The organism is Streptomyces sp. TLI_55, from assembly GCF_900206255.1.
Taxonomy (GTDB): domain Bacteria; phylum Actinomycetota; class Actinomycetes; order Streptomycetales; family Streptomycetaceae; genus Streptomyces; species Streptomyces aquilus.
This window is the reverse complement of sequence record NZ_OAOJ01000001.1, coordinates 3,609,545-3,626,155: the sequence shown is the minus strand read 5'-3', so window position 1 is coordinate 3,626,155 and position 16,611 is coordinate 3,609,545. Positions and strand designations below refer to the sequence as shown.

Genomic DNA, 16,611 nt, shown 5'->3' with positions numbered 1-16,611 from the left:
CAGCTCTGCCCCCAAAAGTGCCTGACCAAGGCCGCGCCGGTGATCACTTGAGATCGGTCACGTACGACTGTGGCAACCGGCCGACCGGGTCGAGCGTCTTTCCTTCGAACAACCACGGGAACCGGTACGTAAGACGCACAGAAAGACGACAGGCTGCTCCTACGGGAGGCGGCACTACAGTGGGTCGGAACATACGCAAGCAAGCAGGGAGCGCATGACGTGCGGCCGGTAGGCAGCAAGTACCTCCTCGAGGAGCCGCTCGGACGCGGCGCCACGGGCACCGTGTGGCGCGCCCGGCAGCGCGAGGCCGCGGGCGCCGAGGCGGCCGTCCAGGGGCAGCCCGGTGAGACCGTCGCGATCAAGGTCCTCAAGGAGGAGCTCGCGAGCGACCCGGACATCGTGATGCGGTTCCTGCGGGAGCGCTCCGTCCTGCTCCGGCTCACCCACCCCAACATCGTCCGGGTCCGCGACCTGGTCGTCGAGGGCGATCTGCTGGCCCTGGTCATGGACCTGGTCGACGGTCCCGACCTGCACCGCCACCTCCGCGAGAACGGCCCCTTCAGCCCCGTCGGCGCCGCCCTGCTCACCGCGCAGGTCGCCGACGCGCTCGCCGCCAGCCACGCCGACGGCGTCGTCCACCGCGACCTGAAGCCCGCCAACGTCCTGCTGAAGCAGGACGGCGGCCAGATGCACCCGATGCTGACCGACTTCGGCATCGCCCGTCTGGCCGATTCACCCGGTCTGACGCGCACCCACGAGTTCGTCGGCACGCCCGCGTACGTCGCCCCCGAGTCCGCCGAGGGCCGCCCGCAGACCTCCGCCGTCGACATCTACGGCGCCGGCATCCTGCTGTACGAGCTGGTCACCGGCCGCCCGCCGTTCTCCGGCGGCTCGGCCCTGGAAGTCCTCCACCAGCACCTCAGCGCGGAGCCGCGCCGCCCGTCCACGGTCCCCGACCCGCTCTGGACGGTCATCGAGCGCTGCCTGCGCAAGAACCCCGACCACCGGCCCAGCGCCGAGAACCTCGCGCGCGGCCTGCGCGTCGTCGCCGAGGGCATCGGCGTGCACGCGAACTCCGCGCAGATCGCCGCCGCCGAGAACGTCGGCGCGCTCCTCGCGCCCGACCCGGCCCCGGCCGCCGTACCGGGCTCCGCGGACCCCACCCAGGTGCTGCCGCATGGCGCGGGGGCATACGACCCGAACGCCGCCACCAACGTGCTGCCGCACGTGGGCGCCGCCGACCCCACCGCCGTGCTCCCCAACCGGGGCGCGGCCGACCCGACGGCCGTCATGCCGCCGGTCCCGCAGGGCCAGCCCGGTGGACCCGGTCCCGAGGACCCGCACCCCTGGCAGAACCAGCTGCGCGCCGCCCGGGACCGCAACGAACAGACGCAGGTCCAGTACCTCGACCCCAACCAGGACCCGCTGCGCCGCCGCCCCCAGCGGCAGGTCGCCCGCCCGCAGCAGCAGCCGCGCCCCCAGCAGCGCCCGCAGCCCCAGCAGGGCTACGGCTATCCGCAGCAGCAACCGCAGCAGCCGCAGCGGTACGCCCCGCAGCCGCAGCCCCAGCAGCCTCCACAGCGGTACGCGCCGCCGCCGCCCCAGCAGCCGCAGCAGCCGCAGCGCGAGCCCCGGCAGCCGCGCCAGCGCAGCGCCAGCCCGATGAGGATCCCCGGCCTCGGCTGCCTCAAGGGCTGCCTGTTCACGCTCGTCATCCTGTTCGTCGCGGGCTGGCTGATCTGGGAACTGAGCCCGCTCCAGGACTGGATCGGCACCGGCAAGAGCTACTGGCAGCAGCTCGGGGACTGGATCGGGACGGTGTCCGGGTGGATCGGTGACCTCGGGGGCGGTTCGTCCGGGCAGTAGCGGTATCAGCCGACGTGAGTCTGTTGATTTGTCGACACCCGGCGGGTGATTTCGGTCTCCGCGGTGAAGGTCGGCTCTTCGGACGCGTATTTTTGTCGCCAAGTCGCGTCGGTAGGAGCAGCCTTGGCACGGAAGATCGGCAGCCGGTACACCGCCCACCAGATCCTGGGGCGGGGCAGCGCCGGTACGGTGTGGCTGGGTGAGGGACCCGAGGGGCCCGTCGCCATCAAGCTGCTGCGCGAGGACCTCGCGTCCGACGAGGAGCTCGTCGGACGGTTCGTGCAGGAGCGCACGGCGCTGCTCGGCCTGGAGCACCCCAACGTCGTCTCGGTCCGCGACCTGGTCGTCGACGGCAACGACCTCGCGCTCGTCATGGACCTCGTCCGCGGCACCGATCTGCGCACCCGCCTCGACCGCGACCGGCGGCTCGCCCCCGAGGCCGCAGTGGCGATCGTCGCCGACGTCGCCGACGGGCTCGCGGCCGCGCACGCGGCGGGCGTCGTGCACCGGGACGTGAAGCCGGAGAACGTCCTCCTCGACATGCAGGGCCCGCTCGGCCCCGGCGGCTCGCACCGCGCGCTGCTCACCGACTTCGGCGTCGCGAAGCTCATCGACACCCCGCGCCGGACCCGGGCTACGAAGATCATCGGCACGCCGGACTATCTGGCGCCGGAGATCGTCGAAGGGCTGCCCCCGCGCGCGGCCGTGGACATCTACGCGCTGGCGACCGTGCTGTACGAGCTGCTGGCGGGCTTCACGCCGTTCGGCGGCGGGCACCCGGGCGCGGTGCTGCGCCGCCATGTGACCGAGACGGTGGCGCCGCTGCCCGGCATCCCCGACGAACTGTGGCAGCTGATCGTGCAGTGCCTCGCCAAGGCGCCGGCCTCCCGGCTGCGCGCCTCCGAGCTGGCGGCGCGGCTGCGGGAGCTGCTGCCGATGCTGGCCGGGATGCCGCCGCTGGACGTCGACGAGCCGGACGCGGAGGACGACGAGGCCGAGGAGGCCGCGCTGCCGGCGGAACCGGCGCCGAACTCGGCGTCGCCGGTGCGGCGAGGGGCGGTGCCGCTGGTGCCGGGGGCGAAGCCGGCCGACTCCAACCGGGACACCCACACGTCGATGCGGGTACCGGCGCCTGATGAGCTGGCGGGGGGTGCGCGGGGGACGGCGCGGGTGCCGAGGGCCGTCGGGGCGCCGCGGCCGGGGTCGGCGCGGAACCGGGTTGCCGCGCGGCGCCGGAAGGTGGCGTTGGGGGCGGCGGCGTTGGTGCTGGTCTCGGCGGCCGGGGTGGGGGTGTGGGCGGCGACGTCCGGGGACGACGGGGGGACACCGTCCGACTCGGGCAACTCGGCACCAGCGTCTCCCTGACCGTCCCAGGGGGCTCCGCCCCCTGGACTCCCGACCTGTGCCCGCCCTCCACCCGTCTCGGCAACTGGAAGGTCGACCGCCCCCGGCCAGGCCGAAAGCCCCCGCACAGCCACCCGGCACTGGTCGGTTGCCACAGCCGTTAGGCTGGAGGCGTGGCAGTCGTCGACGTATCCGAAGAGCTCAAGTCCCTCTCCTCGACCATGGAGTCGATCGAGGCCGTTCTGGACCTCGACAAGCTGAGGGCAGACATCGCCGTGCTCGAGGAGCAGGCAGCCGCGCCGTCCCTGTGGGACAACCCGGACGAGGCGCAGAAGATCACCAGCAAGCTGTCCCACCTCCAGGCGGAGGTGCGGAAGGCCGAAGCCCTGCGCGGCCGGATCGACGATCTCGCCGTGCTCTTCGAGATGGCCGAGGAGGAGGACGACCCGGACACCCGCGCCGAGGCCGAGTCCGAGCTCACGTCCGTCAAGAAGGCGCTGGACGAGATGGAGGTCCGCACGCTCCTCAGCGGTGAGTACGACGCCCGTGAGGCGCTCGTCAACATCCGCGCCGAGGCCGGTGGCGTGGACGCCGCCGACTTCGCCGAGCAGCTCCAGCGCATGTACCTGCGCTGGGCCGAGCGGCACGGCTACAAGACCGAGGTCTACGAGACGTCGTACGCCGAAGAGGCCGGCATCAAGTCGACCACCTTCGCCGTGCAGGTGCCGTACGCCTACGGGACGCTCTCCGTGGAGCAGGGCACCCACCGGCTCGTCCGGATCTCGCCCTTCGACAACCAGGGCCGCCGCCAGACCTCCTTCGCCGGTGTCGAGGTGCTGCCCGTGGTCGAGCAGTCCGACCACGTCGACATCGACGAGTCCGATCTGCGCATCGACGTCTACCGGTCCTCCGGGCCCGGCGGCCAGGGCGTCAACACCACCGACTCGGCGGTGCGCATCACACACCTCCCGACCGGCATCGTCGTCTCCTGCCAGAACGAGCGCTCGCAGATCCAGAACAAGGCCACGGCCATGAACGTCCTTCAGGCCAAGCTGCTGGAGCGGCAGCGCCAGGAGGAGCGGGCCAAGATGGACGCCCTCAAGGACGGCGGCAGCTCCTGGGGCAACCAGATGCGGTCGTACGTCCTCCACCCGTACCAGATGGTCAAGGACCTGCGGACGGAATTCGAGGTCGGCAATCCGCAGGCCGTGCTCGACGGCGAGATCGACGGTTTCCTCGAAGCCGGAATTCGCTGGCGCAAGCAGCAGGAGAAGTAACCGGCAGGCAGTCGGCAGAGATTTATCGACAAGGCAACTACCGCCTCCGAGGCGGTAGTTGCCTTTTCTATGACCGGATGTCTGGGTTTTACATCACACTCACAGGTTCCATCCCCCGGCAAAGAACCCGTACCCGGACATCGCGTACGCAACGGCCTTGACGTTGCTTTGAAAAATGGGAAGGGTAAAGCGTGGCATGCGTATCTCTGGGGCGCATGTGAACCGGGGGAGAGTCGAGTACGCCACCCCCGTCGATCACGGCCCCGAGCGCCGCCTCACTGACGATGAGCTACTGGGGGTAGCAACCTTATGACCAAGAAGACGCGGATCCGGATCGCGCGCATAGCCGCCGGTGCCGTGATCGCGGCCGGTGCCTCGCTGACTGCCGCCGGCGCCGCTTCCGCGCTGGACATCGGCGTGAACGTGGACGAGAGCGGCGTCGGCGTCAACGTCGACACCGGCCTCGGCGACGACCCCACGGACCCGCCGACCGAGCTGCCGACCGACCCGCCCACCGAGGAGCCGACGGAGCTCCCGACCGACCCGCCCACCGAGGAGCCGACGGAGCCCACCGAGGAGCCCACCGAGCCGACTGAGGAGCCCACGGAGCCCACCGAGGAGCCCACCCAGGACCCGACGGACGAGCCGACCGCGGACCCGACCGACGACGGCGGCAACGGCGGCGGCAACGGAAACGGCAACGGCGGCGGCAACAACGCCGACCCCGACGGCGGTTCCGACACCTCCGCCCAGGAGGAGGGCACCTCCGCCCTCACCGACACCGGCTCCGACACCACCGCCCAGGGCGGCGGCGACGAGCTCGCCGAGACCGGTGCAGGCCAGACCGCCTTCCTGCTGGTGGGCGCCGCCACGATGATCGCCGGCGGTATCGGCTTCCGCTTCCTGCCGCGCCTCATGGGCGGCCGCGGCGGCGCTGTCGCCTGACGGTAGCCGTACGCACGCGCAGCGTGCTCCTGTCGTACGACGAGAGGCCCGGAGCGAACGACTCGCTCCGGGCCTCTCGGCCGTTTCGTACCGGCGCTACGCGGTCTGGTGCGCCAGCAGGGCGACCGCCGCGATCAGCACCGCGAGCAGGGCGATCAGCGTCATGGGGTTCAGCTGCGTGAACGGGTTCTCCTGCGAGAGCCGCTCGCGGTTGGCGCGGCACACGGGGCAGCGGCCCTCATTGACGGGCGCCGCGCAGTTCGCGCACACCAGGCGGTCGTACGTCATGCGCTTGCCCTCCTCATACCGGTTCTCTCCACAGAACGCTCCCGGGGCGGAGAACGTTCCCCCTCCACTGTGCCAGGTTCCCTCGGAATCGGCTCGGGCGCTGTCGGATGGGCGGGCACAAAAGGCACAACAGGCGCGCAACCGCAACCTGTGCCTGCGCTCACACACCCGGTTCGCGTATGGTCACGCTCATCTACCCCCGGCTACCCGTGGTGCATCCGTGATCCGATTCGACAACGTCTCCAAGGTCTACCCCAAGCAGACCCGCCCCGCACTCAGGGATGTCTCCCTGGAAGTGGAGAAGGGTGAGTTCGTCTTCCTCGTCGGCTCCTCCGGCTCCGGAAAGTCCACCTTCCTGCGGCTGATCCTCCGCGAGGAGCGGTGCAGTCACGGGCAGGTGCACGTCCTGGGCAAGGACCTCGCACGCGTCTCCAACTGGAAGGTGCCGCAGATCCGGCGCCAGCTCGGGACGGTCTTCCAGGACTTCCGCCTGCTGCCCAACAAGACGGTCGCGGAGAACGTGGCCTTCGCGCAGGAGGTCATCGGCAAGTCCAAGGGCGAGATCCGCAAGTCCGTGCCGCAGGTGCTCGACCTCGTCGGGCTCGGCGGCAAGGAGGAGCGGATGCCGGGCGAGCTGTCCGGTGGTGAGCAGCAGCGCGTGGCCATCGCACGCGCCTTCGTCAACCGGCCCAAGCTGCTGATCTGCGACGAGCCCACCGGCAACCTCGACCCGCAGACCTCCGTCGGCATCATGAAGCTGCTCGACCGGATCAACCGGACGGGCACCACCGTGGTGATGGCGACGCACGACCAGAACATCGTGGACCAGATGCGCAAGCGCGTCATCGAGCTGGAGCAGGGCCGCCTCGTCCGTGACCAGGCGCGCGGCGTCTACGGCTACCAGCACTGACCGCGACCGTCCACGGAAAGGCCTGATCCACCCGTCATGCGCGCCCAGTTCGTACTCTCCGAGATCGGTGTCGGTCTCCGCCGCAACCTGACGATGACGTTCGCCGTCATCGTCTCCGTCGCCCTGTCGCTGGCTCTGTTCGGCGCCTCGCTCCTGATGAGCGACCAGGTCAGCACCATGAAGGGCTACTGGTACGACAAGGTCAACGTCTCGGTCTTCCTCTGCAACAAGAGCGACGCCGAGTCCGACCCCAACTGCGCCAAGGGCGCGGTGACCGACGACCAGAAGAAGCAGATCCTCGCCGACCTGGACAAGATGTCGGTCGTCGAGAAGGTCACGTACGAGTCCCAGGACCAGGCGTACAAGCACTACAAGGAGCAGTTCGGCGACTCCCCGCTGGCCGCCTCCCTCACGCCGGACCAGATGCAGGAGTCGTACCGGATCAAGCTGAAGGACCCGGAGAAGTACCAGGTCGTCGCGACCGCCTTCGACGGCCGGGACGGCGTGCAGTCGGTGCAGGACCAGAAGGGCATCCTCGACAACCTCTTCGGTCTGCTCAACGGCATGAACTGGGCGGCGCGCGCGGTCATGGCGCTGATGCTGGTCGTGGCCCTGATGCTGATCGTCAACACCGTGCGCGTCTCGGCGTTCAGCCGACGGCGCGAGACCGGCATCATGCGCCTGGTCGGCGCCTCGGGCTTCTACATCCAGGCCCCGTTCATCATGGAGGCCGCGGTGGCCGGCCTGATCGGCGGCGGCGTCGCCTGCGCGTTCCTGGTGGTCTCCCGCTACTTCATCATCGACCACGGCCTGGCCCTGTCCGAGAAGCTGAACCTGATCAACTTCATCGGCTGGGACGCCGTCCTGACGAAGCTCCCCCTGATCCTGGCGACCAGCCTGCTGATGCCTGCCCTGGCGGCGTTCTTCGCGCTGCGCAAGTACCTGAAGGTGTGACGCATGCCAAGAGGGCCGTGCGGTCAACCGACCGTGCGGCCCTTCGCGTTGTCCTAGACTCACCCGCATGTCAGGCCGTGAGCTGTTCTGTCAGCCCCGCCGTATCGGCCGCGGGGCGGCTCTGACGTTGGTGTTCGCGAGTGTGCTGGTCGCGGGGGCGGCGACGGGGTCGTTGCCGGGACCCGACCGGAAATCCCCGCCCGACGCGGCCCGTTCGGCCGCACCCGCCGGGCATCACCAGGACGTGGCGCGGGCCGCCGAGGAGGCCATGGCCGACGGCAAGTCGCCCATGGAGGCCGCCGAGCGGGTCGTCAGCCGCAGCGGGGACCGGTGGGGGGCGGTGTACTCCCGTGGGGAGTACGAGGAGTTCGAGGAGTCCCTCGACGGTGAGTACACCGGCGTCGGGCTGTGGGCGCGGCGCGAGCGGGACGGCCGGATCGCGGTGACCAAGGTACGGGCCGGGTCGCCCGCCGCCGGGGCCGGGATCCGCGCCGGGGACCTGGTGCGCAGCGTCGACGGGGCCGACGTCGACGGACGGCCCGTCACCGAGGTCGTCTCCTTACTGCGCGGTGACGCCAAGGACGCCGCCGCCGGGACGGCCGTCACCCTCGGGCTGGAGCGCGGCTCGCGCGCGTGGACCGAGACCTTGCGGCGCGCGCGGCTGTCCACCGACTCGGTCACCGTGCGCAGGCTCACCGACCGCATCACCCTCATCAAGATCGACTCCTTCACGAAGGGCTCCGGCGACGCGGTGCGGACCGCCGTGCGGCAGGCGCCCGCCGGTGCCGGGATCGTCCTCGACCTGCGCGGCAACTCCGGCGGACTCGTCACCGAGGCCGTCACCGCCGCCTCCGCCTTCCTCGACGGCGGTCTCGTCGCCACCTACGACGTCGACGGCGAGCAGCAGGTCCTGCACGCCGACCCCGGCGGCGACACCACCAGACCTCTGGTCGCCCTGGTCGACGGCGGCACCATGAGCGCGGCCGAACTGCTCACCGGCGCGTTGCAGGACCGGGGCCGGGCCGTGGTCGTGGGCTCCCGGACCTTCGGCAAGGGCTCGGTGCAGATGCCGAGCCGGCTGCCCGACGGGTCGGTCGCCGAGCTGACCGTCGGCCACTACCGCACCCCCTCCGGCCGGGGTGTCGACGGCAAGGGCATCACCCCGGACCTGGAAGCCGACGAGCGGGTCGTCGAGCGGGCGCAGACGGTCCTCAGCGGCCTCGGCCCCGAGTAGCGGCCGACCGGCAGCCCGGTCCGTAAACGACTTCCCCCGCACCCCCTCCGTAGTGCGAAAATGGACGGCACTATGAGCAAGGGAATGTACGTACCGAAGGAGTCCCAGCCCAAGCAGGGCGGGGCGGCCGCCAAGGGCCGGGACGGCGAGAAGGGCGGCAAGAAGAAGATCGTCGCCCAGAACAAGAAGGCCCGGCACGACTACGCGATCATCGACACCTACGAGGCCGGCATCGTGCTGACCGGCACCGAGGTGAAGTCGCTGCGCCAGGGGCGGACGTCGCTGACCGACGGCTTCGTCCAGATCGACGGGGGCGAGGCGTGGCTGCACAACGCCCACATCCCGGAGTACGCCCAGGGCACCTGGACCAACCACTCCGCGCGCCGCAAGCGCAAGCTGCTGCTGCACCGCGAGGAGATCGACAAGCTGGAGTCCAAGTCCCAGGAGACGGGTCACACGATCGTGCCCCTCGCCGTGTACTTCAAGGACGGCCGGGCGAAGGCCGAGATCGCGCTCGCGCGCGGCAAGAAGGAGTACGACAAGCGCCAGACCCTGCGGGAGAAGCAGGACCGGCGGGAGTCGGACCGGGCGATCGCCGCCGCCAAGCGGAAGCAGCGGGGCCAGTAGGGCGAGCCCCCGGGAATACGGTGGCATCGGCGTGCGTTGGTCACGTACGATGGCATCAACACCGGCCACGGTCGGTGTGCGCATTGAAAACACAACATGGGGATGATCGGTTTCGACAGCGGATGTCGAAGCAGGGGAAGCGTGTCGAGGAAGCGGCCATGATCTCGTAAACCACAGGCCGAAAAAAATAATCGCCACTATCAAGAGCGATTCTCCCAAGGCGACGCAGTTCGCCCTCGCTGCCTGATTTCAGGTAACTAGGCAACTGCCCCTTACTTAAGGGAGTGTCAGCCCGGGGCTGTTCCCGACCCGGTTCCTGGCATCAGCTAGGGGACTAAACCTTGATCCCGGTCACGGGGTGAAGAGGGAAATCAAACAGTGACTGGGCCCGTTCCGGACTTGTCTGGGTGATCCGGAGGGCCGAGAAACTCGTACCAGACTGCACACGGAGAAGTCCTGATTCCGCACCGTTGGACGCGGGTTCGATTCCCGCCATCTCCACTCGCCCAGACCGATGGGCACCCCATGTGGGCTCAGCCCCGCTGCTCCCGAGCAGCGGGGCTTTGTCATGCGGAAAGTCCTTTGTCATGCGCGGCTTGGTCATGGTGGGGTGGGCGGATGCCTGCCGTCATACGTGTCCTTCCCGCGCTCGCCGGTGCCGTCCTGCTCCTTGCCGCCTGTGGCTCCGAGAAAGCCTCGCCGGGAGCCGAGCGGACCGAGGGGGCCCCGAAGGCCCCGGCCAGTGGCGAGTCGTTGTGTCGGTCCCTTCCGGTGCCCTCCGCCGACGGGCCCGACGAGGACGGCCTGAAGATCACCGGCCTGTATGCCTGGGGGTCGGGGGGCAAGTGCGCGGGCGCCGACTACTCCGCCGGCTTCGAACTCACCAACCAAGGGACCAGCAAGGCGACTTACACGGTCACCTTCGGATTCGTGGCCGCGTCCGGCGGCTCGGTGGAGAACGTCGAGCGGACCGTGGAGGCGGTCGCGCCGGGGGCCACCGTGAGGGACGTCGTGGCGATGAGGGCGATGGCGGTCGCGAGCCCGCCCGAGGTGTCGGACGTGCGGGTGATCAAGGTGCGCAGTGTGCCCACGGCCGAGGCCTCGTCCGCCTCGGGCCCCTGCCCGGCGTCCGGGGTGCACGTCTACGCCGATGAGGGCGACGCCGCCATGGGCCTGCGCGTGGTCGGCCTGCACCTCGTCAATTGCGGCACCGGCCCTTACGAGCTCAACGGCTACCCCGGCCTTGAACTCCTCGACGAGGACCACGAGAAGGCCGACGGCGTGCGGATCCTGCACGGCACCGACGCGATCAGCACCGGCGCGGGCGGCGACGGCAGCCCGCGGCCGGTCGTACTGAAGCCGGGCGAGGCCGCGCGGACCACGCTCGCGTGGCGGAACACGACCCAGGCCGGCGACCCGGTGAACGCGCCGTACGTCCGCGTCCGCCCGAAGCCCGGCGCCGCACCCGTGACGGTCGTGCCGGAGCTGGACCTCGGGACGACCGGCAAACTCGGCGTGGGCCCCTGGGAGAGGGACGAGTCGTCCTCCCGCTGAGCCCCGAACCACCATGGCGCACCGGCCCGTTGTGGTGTGCGGCCCCATATCGAGGGGTCGTTCACGCTTCTACGGTCCCTGCCCATGACACACACCAGAGCCGCAAGCCTTCTCGCCGTCCTCACGGCGCTCCTCGCCGTCCTGCTCACTCCCGTGCCCGCGTCCGCCGCGTCCCTCCAGGAGGTCACCGGGTTCGGGACCAACCCGGGGGCGCTGCGGATGTTCCGGTACGTGCCCGACGGGCTGCCCGCCGGGCGGCCGGTCGTCGTCGCGCTGCACGGGTGCACACAGAACGCCTCCGGGTACGGCACCGGCAGCGGGTGGACGCAGCTCGCCGACCGGTGGGGGTTCTCCGTCGTGCTGCCGCAGCAGCAGAGCGCCAACAACTCCTCGCTGTGCTTCAACTGGTTCCAGACCGGCGACATCACACGCGGCCAGGGCGAGGCCGCGTCCGTCGCGCAGATGGTGGACCGGCAGGTCACGGACGTCTCCGGGGGGCCGGTGTATGTCACCGGGCTGTCCGCCGGGGGCGGGATGGCCGCCGTGATGATGGCCGCGTACCCGGAGAAATTCACGGCGGGCGGGATCGTCGCCGGGCTGCCGTACGGGTGTGCGCAGGCCGCCGGGTCACCGTATGTGTGCATGTACGTCGGGGCCACACAGACCGCCGCGCAGTGGGGTGACCGGGTGCGGGCCGCGCGGCCCGGGTACACCGGGCCCTGGCCGACACTGGTCGCCTTCCAGGGGACGGCCGACTACACGGTGAAGCCCGTCAACATGACCGACCTGGTCAAGCAGTGGACCGATGTGCAGGGCGCCGACCAGACGGCGGACGTCAGCGACACCGTCGCCGGGTATCCGCACCAGACGTACAAGAACGCGGGCGGCAGCGCCGTCGTCGAGACGTACAGCATCACCGGGATGGGGCACGGGCAGCCCGTCGATCCGGGGAGCGGGAGCGGGCAGTGCGGGACTGCCGGGGCCTACCTCCTCGACGTGAACCTCTGTGCCGCGTACCGGATGGGTGCCGCGTGGGGGCTGGGCGGCTGAGAGGCGTTCTGGTGACGGGCGCCGGCATCCGGAATGCTCGGCCGGTATGAACTCCCATAGAGGCAAGTGGACTTGGGCCGTGGCCGGGGTGCTCGTCGCCGCCGTCCTCGGTCCCGGTGCGCAGGCCGGGGCGGACTCCGACCGCTCCGGCCTGTCCGAGGCCATCGACACCGTCCTGGGCGATCCCCGGATGGAGGGCGGTGTCGCGAGTGTCGTCGTCGCCGATGCCGACAGCGGTGAGCTGCTGTACCAGCGCCAGCCGACCACCCGGCTGATGCCCGCCTCCAACACCAAGCTGGCCACTTCGGCCGCCGCGATGGAGATCCTCGGGCCCGACCACCGGTTCACCACCGACGTACTGGCCGACGGCCGGCGCCACGGGTCCGTGCTCCGCGGGGACCTGTATCTGCGCGGCACCGGCGACCCGACCCTGCTCGCCGCCGACTACGACGGGCTCGCCGCCCAGGTCGCCGCCGCCGGGGTCACCCGCGTCGAGGGGCGGCTGCTCGCCGACGACACCCGCTTCGACGACCAGCGCCTGGGCCGCTCCTGGGCCGCCGACGACGAGTCCTCGTACTACTCCGCGCAGATCAGCGCCCTGAGCGTGGCGCCGGACACCGACTACGACACCGGGACCGTCATCGTCACGGTCGCGCCGGGCGCGGCGGCCGGTGACGCGCCCGTCGTCACCGTCACGCCCGACACCGGCTACGTCGACATCGACGTGCGGGCCACGACCGTCGCCGCCGGGGGCGCGAACGACCTCGCCGTCGAGCGGGCGCACGGCACCAATGACATCGTCGTGAGCGGTACGACACCGGTGGGCGGCGCGGGGGCCAAGGAGTGGGTCACGGTGTGGGAGCCCACCGGGTACGCCGCCGCCGTCTTCCGGGACGCGCTGAAGGCGCACGGGGTGAAGGTCACGGGACCGACCCGGCTCGGGCGTCACACACCGTCCAGCGCCAAGGAGTTGGGCACCCATTCCTCCATGCCGCTGAAGGACCTGCTCATCCCGTTCCTGAAGCTGTCCAACAACATGCACGCCGAGATCCTCACCAAGACCATGGGCTACGAGGTCTCGAAGCAGGGCAGTTGGAGCGCCGGGCTCGCCGCGATCAGCGGCTATCTCAAGGGCATCGGCGTCGACGCGGCCAAGGTGCGGCAGGTGGACGGTTCCGGGCTGTCCCGGATGGACACCTTCCCGGCCGGACAGTTCGTCAAGCTGCTGCTCGCCGTGCGCGCCGAGCCCTGGTACCCGGACTGGAAGCGCTCGCTGCCGGTGGCCTGCGCTCCGGACCGGTTCGTCGGCGGCACCCTGCGGTCGCGGATGTGCGGTACGGCCGCCGCGCTCAACGCCCGCGCCAAGACCGGGTCGTTGACGGGCGCCTCCGCGCTGTCCGGGTACGTCACCGGCGCCGACGGCCGCGAGCTGGTCTTCAGCATCGTCCTCAATAACTACCTGGCGTCCTCCGTGAAGCCGTTGGAGGACGCCATCGTGGTCACGCTCGCGAAGTCCACGGCACAGGCCGCCGCCCCGGTCGCCCCGAAGGCGGCCCGGGGCGACGGCCTCGAGTGCGCGTGGCGCAAGCCCGTCCTCTGCTGAGGTCCTCAGCGCAGACTGAACGTCGACAGGCGCAGGCCCGCCCCCTTCAGCACCAGGAAGACGTCGGTACGGCGCTTCGCCGCCCCGGACAGGTCGGCGGTCACCGTCTCGTACGTGTACGGCGAGGCGGTGCCGCCGAAGGTCGCCGTGCCGGCGAGAGTGCCGGTCGGGGAGCCGAGCCGTACCTCGACCGTGCCGGACGAACCGGCCACACGAGCCGTGAACTTCGCGGGCCCGGCGCCCAGTTGGGCATCCGCGAACTTCAGCCACGCGCCGTCGGACCCCGCCGCCACCGCCGTACCGCGCTCCTTGGACTCGTCGACGAGGTGGGTGCCCGTGTAGTCGTCGAAGTTCTCGGCGCGGGTCGTGCGGGTGAGGTCGCGCGCCGGGATGGTCTCGCCGGCGACCTTCCAGGTGGTGCGGGCGCGGATGTCGGTGGAGGAGGCTCCGGCGAGGACGTCGTAAGTGCCCTTCTCCGTAGCCCACTTGGAGCGGGTGACGTCCCAGTGGGCGAGGTCCTTCGGCGCCAGCTTCAGGCGGACCGTCTTCGTCTGGCCCGGTTTCAGCGCGACCCGCTGGAAGGTCTTCAGCTGCTTCAGCGGCTGCTTGTCGCGGGAGACGCGCTGGTGGGTGTAGAGCTGGACGACCTCGTCGCCCGCGCGGCTGCCGGTGTTGGTGACCTTCACCTCGAAGCCGTCGGCCGTCCTGCGCAGGTCGCCGTAGCGGAAGGACGTGTAGGAGAGGCCGTAGCCGAACGGGTAGAGGGCCTGGCCCTTGAAGTACTGGTAGGTGCGGTCGGACTTGATGATGTCGTAGTCGAGGATCGACGGGAGGTCGGACTCGGAGCGGTACCAGGTCTGGGTGAGGCGGCCGGACGGGTTGGCGTCGCCGTACAGCAGGTCCGCCAGGGCGTTGCCGGTCTCCTGGCCCGCGTGGGACGTCCACAGGAGGGCCGGGACGTCCTGCTGCAATGAGCCGAGCGTGGTCGGGTAGCTGTTCTCGACGACCACGACCGTGTGCGGGTTGGCCTTGCGGACCGCCTTGACCAGTGCTTCCTGTGCCGGGGCCAGGCCCATGTCGGTGCGGTCGTGGCCCTCGCGGCCGTTGATCGACGGGGTGGAGCCGACCACGACGACCGCCGCGTCCTTGCCCCGCACCGCGGCCACGGCCTCGTCGACGCCGCTGCGGACGACGTCCTTAGTGTAGTGCGCGGCCTGCTCCTTGGGGACCAGTCCGAGGGTGCCGTCCGCGCCGGTCGGGCCGACGTAGACCGGGTTGGTCCACCAGGACTCCTCGGTCTCGTAGCCCGCGTAGCGCAGCAGATAGCTGCCGTCGGCCTGCTGCTCCAGCTTGAACTGCTGCTGGACGAACCAGCCGCCGGGCTGCGCCTGGTCGTCGGCGAATCCGGACCAGTTGTAGCCGACGTACTTGCCGCTGACCGCCGAGCGCAGGGTCACCACGCCCCCGCCCCAGTCGGAGACGTCGAACTGTGCTGGTGCGGTGGGGGTTTGGGCGCTCTCCTTCAGGAGGGCGTCACCCGTGGTGATGTATTTGCCGGTCGCCGTGTTCTTCAGCGCGATGCGGTCGACGCCCTCGCTGGTCGCCACGTCGGTGCCGAGTTTCGCCGCGATGCCCTCGGCCGGGGTGACCGCGTAGGGCAGGGTGCCGGAGTACCAGTCGGTGTAGAGGGTGTCGGCGAGGGGGCCGACCACGGCCACGTCCTTCTGCGACTTCTTCAGCGGCAGCGCGCCCGCCTGGTTCTTGAGCAGCACCGCGCCCTCGGTGGCGGCCTTGCGCGCGAGCTGCTGGTGGGCCGGGCTGTTGATGACGGACTTGTCGATCGAGCCGTACTTGCCGCCGCCCGGGTCGAACTCGCCGAGTCGGACGCGGACGGACAGGATGTGCCCTGCCGCCTCGTTCACGTCCGCTTCCTTCAACAGGCCCTTGTCCAGGGCCGACTTGACGGCACCGGTGGTCACCGAGGAGTTCGCGTCGTTGTCCGTGAAGCTGTCGACGCCGGCCTTGATCGCGGCCGCGTCGCCCTCGACCACGCTCGGGTAGTACTTCTGGTCGCCGTGCAGGTTGCCGGGGCCGCCGGCGTCGGTGACGTTCATGAGGTCGTGGGAGGACCAGCCGCGGACGAGGTCGTTCAGGTCCGGGTTCACCGTGTTGGGGCGGCCGTTGACGAGGTTGTACGACGACATCACGCCCGTGGCCGCGTCCGCCTCGATGGCCGGTTTGAAGGCCGCCTCGTCGTACTCCTTCGCCACCCGCGGGCGCAGCTCGGAGTCGGTGGTGGTGCGGTGCCACTCGTTGTTGTTGGCGAGGTAGTGCTTGATGGTGGGGGCCGTCTTGAGGTGGTCGGGGTCGCCGCCGGTCAGGCCCTCGCCGTACGCCGTGGAGAGCGCGCCGGTCAGGTGGGGGTCCTCGCTGTAGCCCTCCTCGTTGCGGCCCCAGCGCGGGTCGCGGAGCGGGTTGACCACCGGCGCCCACAGGTTGAGGCCCCAGCCGGCGGGGCGTTCCTGCTGGAAGCCGCGGGCCTCGTCGCCGACCGCCGAGCCGACCTGTTCGAGGAGGGCCGGGTCCCAACTCGACGCGAGGCCGATGGCCTGCGGGAAGACGGTGGTCTTGCCGAGCCAGGCGACGCCGTGCAGGGCCTCGGTGCCGGTGCGGAAGGACTGGATGCCGAGGCGGGGGATGGCGGGCTGGTACTGGTGGAGGAGGGAGATCTTCTCGTCGAGGGTCAGCCGGCCCAGCAGGTCGTCGACGCGCTGGTCCACGGTCAGGGACGGGTTGCGGAAGGGGTACGCGGGGTCGTCGGCGTGCGCGGGGACGGTGGCGCCGAGCCCCGCCACCAGGGCCAGCGCCACCACGAGCGTGGATCTACGTCTCTTGCTGCCTCGCATCGAGCGGCTCCTTCGAGTAGGTCCTTCGAGTAGGTCCTTGCGTCAACAGGGTT

At 70.5% G+C, this 16,611-nt stretch carries 13 protein-coding genes and 1 other RNA gene; 12 read left to right on the top strand and 2 right to left on the bottom strand.

Features of this window, described 5'->3' with window-relative positions; genetic code table 11:
• Positions 1–219 precede the first annotated feature (219 nt).
• The 4 genes from CRP56_RS16735 (at position 220) to CRP56_RS16720 (ending at position 5,432) form a co-directional block, all read left to right on the top strand.
• Entirely contained in the window at positions 220–1,866 is a 1,647-nt protein-coding gene (locus CRP56_RS16735; RefSeq protein WP_097264837.1) for a serine/threonine-protein kinase, read from the top strand.
• 123 nt (positions 1,867–1,989) lie between these two features.
• Positions 1,990–3,231, top strand: a complete 1,242-nt coding sequence (locus tag CRP56_RS16730) for a serine/threonine-protein kinase (protein ID WP_097264834.1) — start codon at positions 1,990–1,992, stop codon at positions 3,229–3,231.
• 152 nt (positions 3,232–3,383) lie between these two features.
• Complete coding sequence (gene prfB / locus CRP56_RS16725) at positions 3,384–4,487, top strand: peptide chain release factor 2 (protein WP_097264832.1); 1,104 nt, start codon at positions 3,384–3,386, stop codon at positions 4,485–4,487.
• 309 nt (positions 4,488–4,796) lie between these two features.
• A complete protein-coding gene (locus CRP56_RS16720) occupies positions 4,797–5,432 on the top strand; it encodes a hypothetical protein (RefSeq protein ID WP_097264830.1) in 636 nt (211 codons plus the stop codon).
• Positions 5,433–5,528: 96 nt separating this feature from the next.
• Here the strand turns inward: CRP56_RS16720 and CRP56_RS16715 are convergent, their stop codons facing one another.
• Positions 5,529–5,720, bottom strand: coding sequence for a hypothetical protein (locus CRP56_RS16715; protein ID WP_097264827.1), 192 nt, complete (start codon positions 5,718–5,720; stop codon positions 5,529–5,531).
• A 220-nt stretch (positions 5,721–5,940) separates the two neighbouring features.
• Between CRP56_RS16715 and ftsE the strand changes: the two genes are divergently transcribed.
• The 8 genes from ftsE to dacB all read left to right on the top strand — a co-directional run bounded on the left by ftsE (position 5,941) and on the right by dacB (position 13,652).
• A complete protein-coding gene (ftsE, locus tag CRP56_RS16710) occupies positions 5,941–6,630 on the top strand; it encodes a cell division ATP-binding protein FtsE (protein ID WP_059192143.1) in 690 nt (229 codons plus the stop codon).
• A gap of 36 nt (positions 6,631–6,666) precedes the next feature.
• On the top strand, positions 6,667–7,584 hold the full coding sequence (gene ftsX, locus CRP56_RS16705; RefSeq protein WP_059192142.1) for a permease-like cell division protein FtsX: 918 nt from the start codon (positions 6,667–6,669) through the stop codon (positions 7,582–7,584).
• Positions 7,585–7,651: 67 nt separating this feature from the next.
• The gene (locus CRP56_RS16700) at positions 7,652–8,818 is read left to right on the top strand and encodes a S41 family peptidase (protein WP_179851039.1); all 1,167 of its coding nucleotides are present in this window, start codon (positions 7,652–7,654) and stop codon (positions 8,816–8,818) included.
• Positions 8,819–8,902: 84 nt separating this feature from the next.
• Positions 8,903–9,445, top strand: a complete 543-nt coding sequence (smpB, locus tag CRP56_RS16695) for an SsrA-binding protein SmpB (RefSeq protein WP_097264823.1) — start codon at positions 8,903–8,905, stop codon at positions 9,443–9,445.
• A 98-nt stretch (positions 9,446–9,543) separates the two neighbouring features.
• Positions 9,544–9,949: a transfer-messenger RNA gene (gene ssrA / locus CRP56_RS16690) on the top strand.
• Between the two features lie 114 nt (positions 9,950–10,063).
• A complete protein-coding gene (locus tag CRP56_RS16685; RefSeq protein ID WP_097264820.1) occupies positions 10,064–10,999 on the top strand; it encodes a DUF4232 domain-containing protein in 936 nt (311 codons plus the stop codon).
• Between the two features lie 84 nt (positions 11,000–11,083).
• Positions 11,084–12,049, top strand: coding sequence for an extracellular catalytic domain type 1 short-chain-length polyhydroxyalkanoate depolymerase (locus CRP56_RS16680; RefSeq protein WP_097264818.1), 966 nt, complete (start codon positions 11,084–11,086; stop codon positions 12,047–12,049).
• A gap of 46 nt (positions 12,050–12,095) precedes the next feature.
• A complete protein-coding gene (gene dacB, locus CRP56_RS16675) occupies positions 12,096–13,652 on the top strand; it encodes a D-alanyl-D-alanine carboxypeptidase/D-alanyl-D-alanine endopeptidase (protein WP_097264816.1) in 1,557 nt (518 codons plus the stop codon).
• A gap of 5 nt (positions 13,653–13,657) precedes the next feature.
• On the opposite strand, the gene CRP56_RS16670 is transcribed toward dacB, so the two are convergent.
• Positions 13,658–16,558: a glycoside hydrolase family 3 protein gene (locus CRP56_RS16670; protein WP_097264814.1), complete on the bottom strand. Its 2,901-nt coding sequence runs from the start codon at positions 16,556–16,558 to the stop codon at positions 13,658–13,660.
• Between the last annotated feature and the right edge of the window lie 53 nt (positions 16,559–16,611).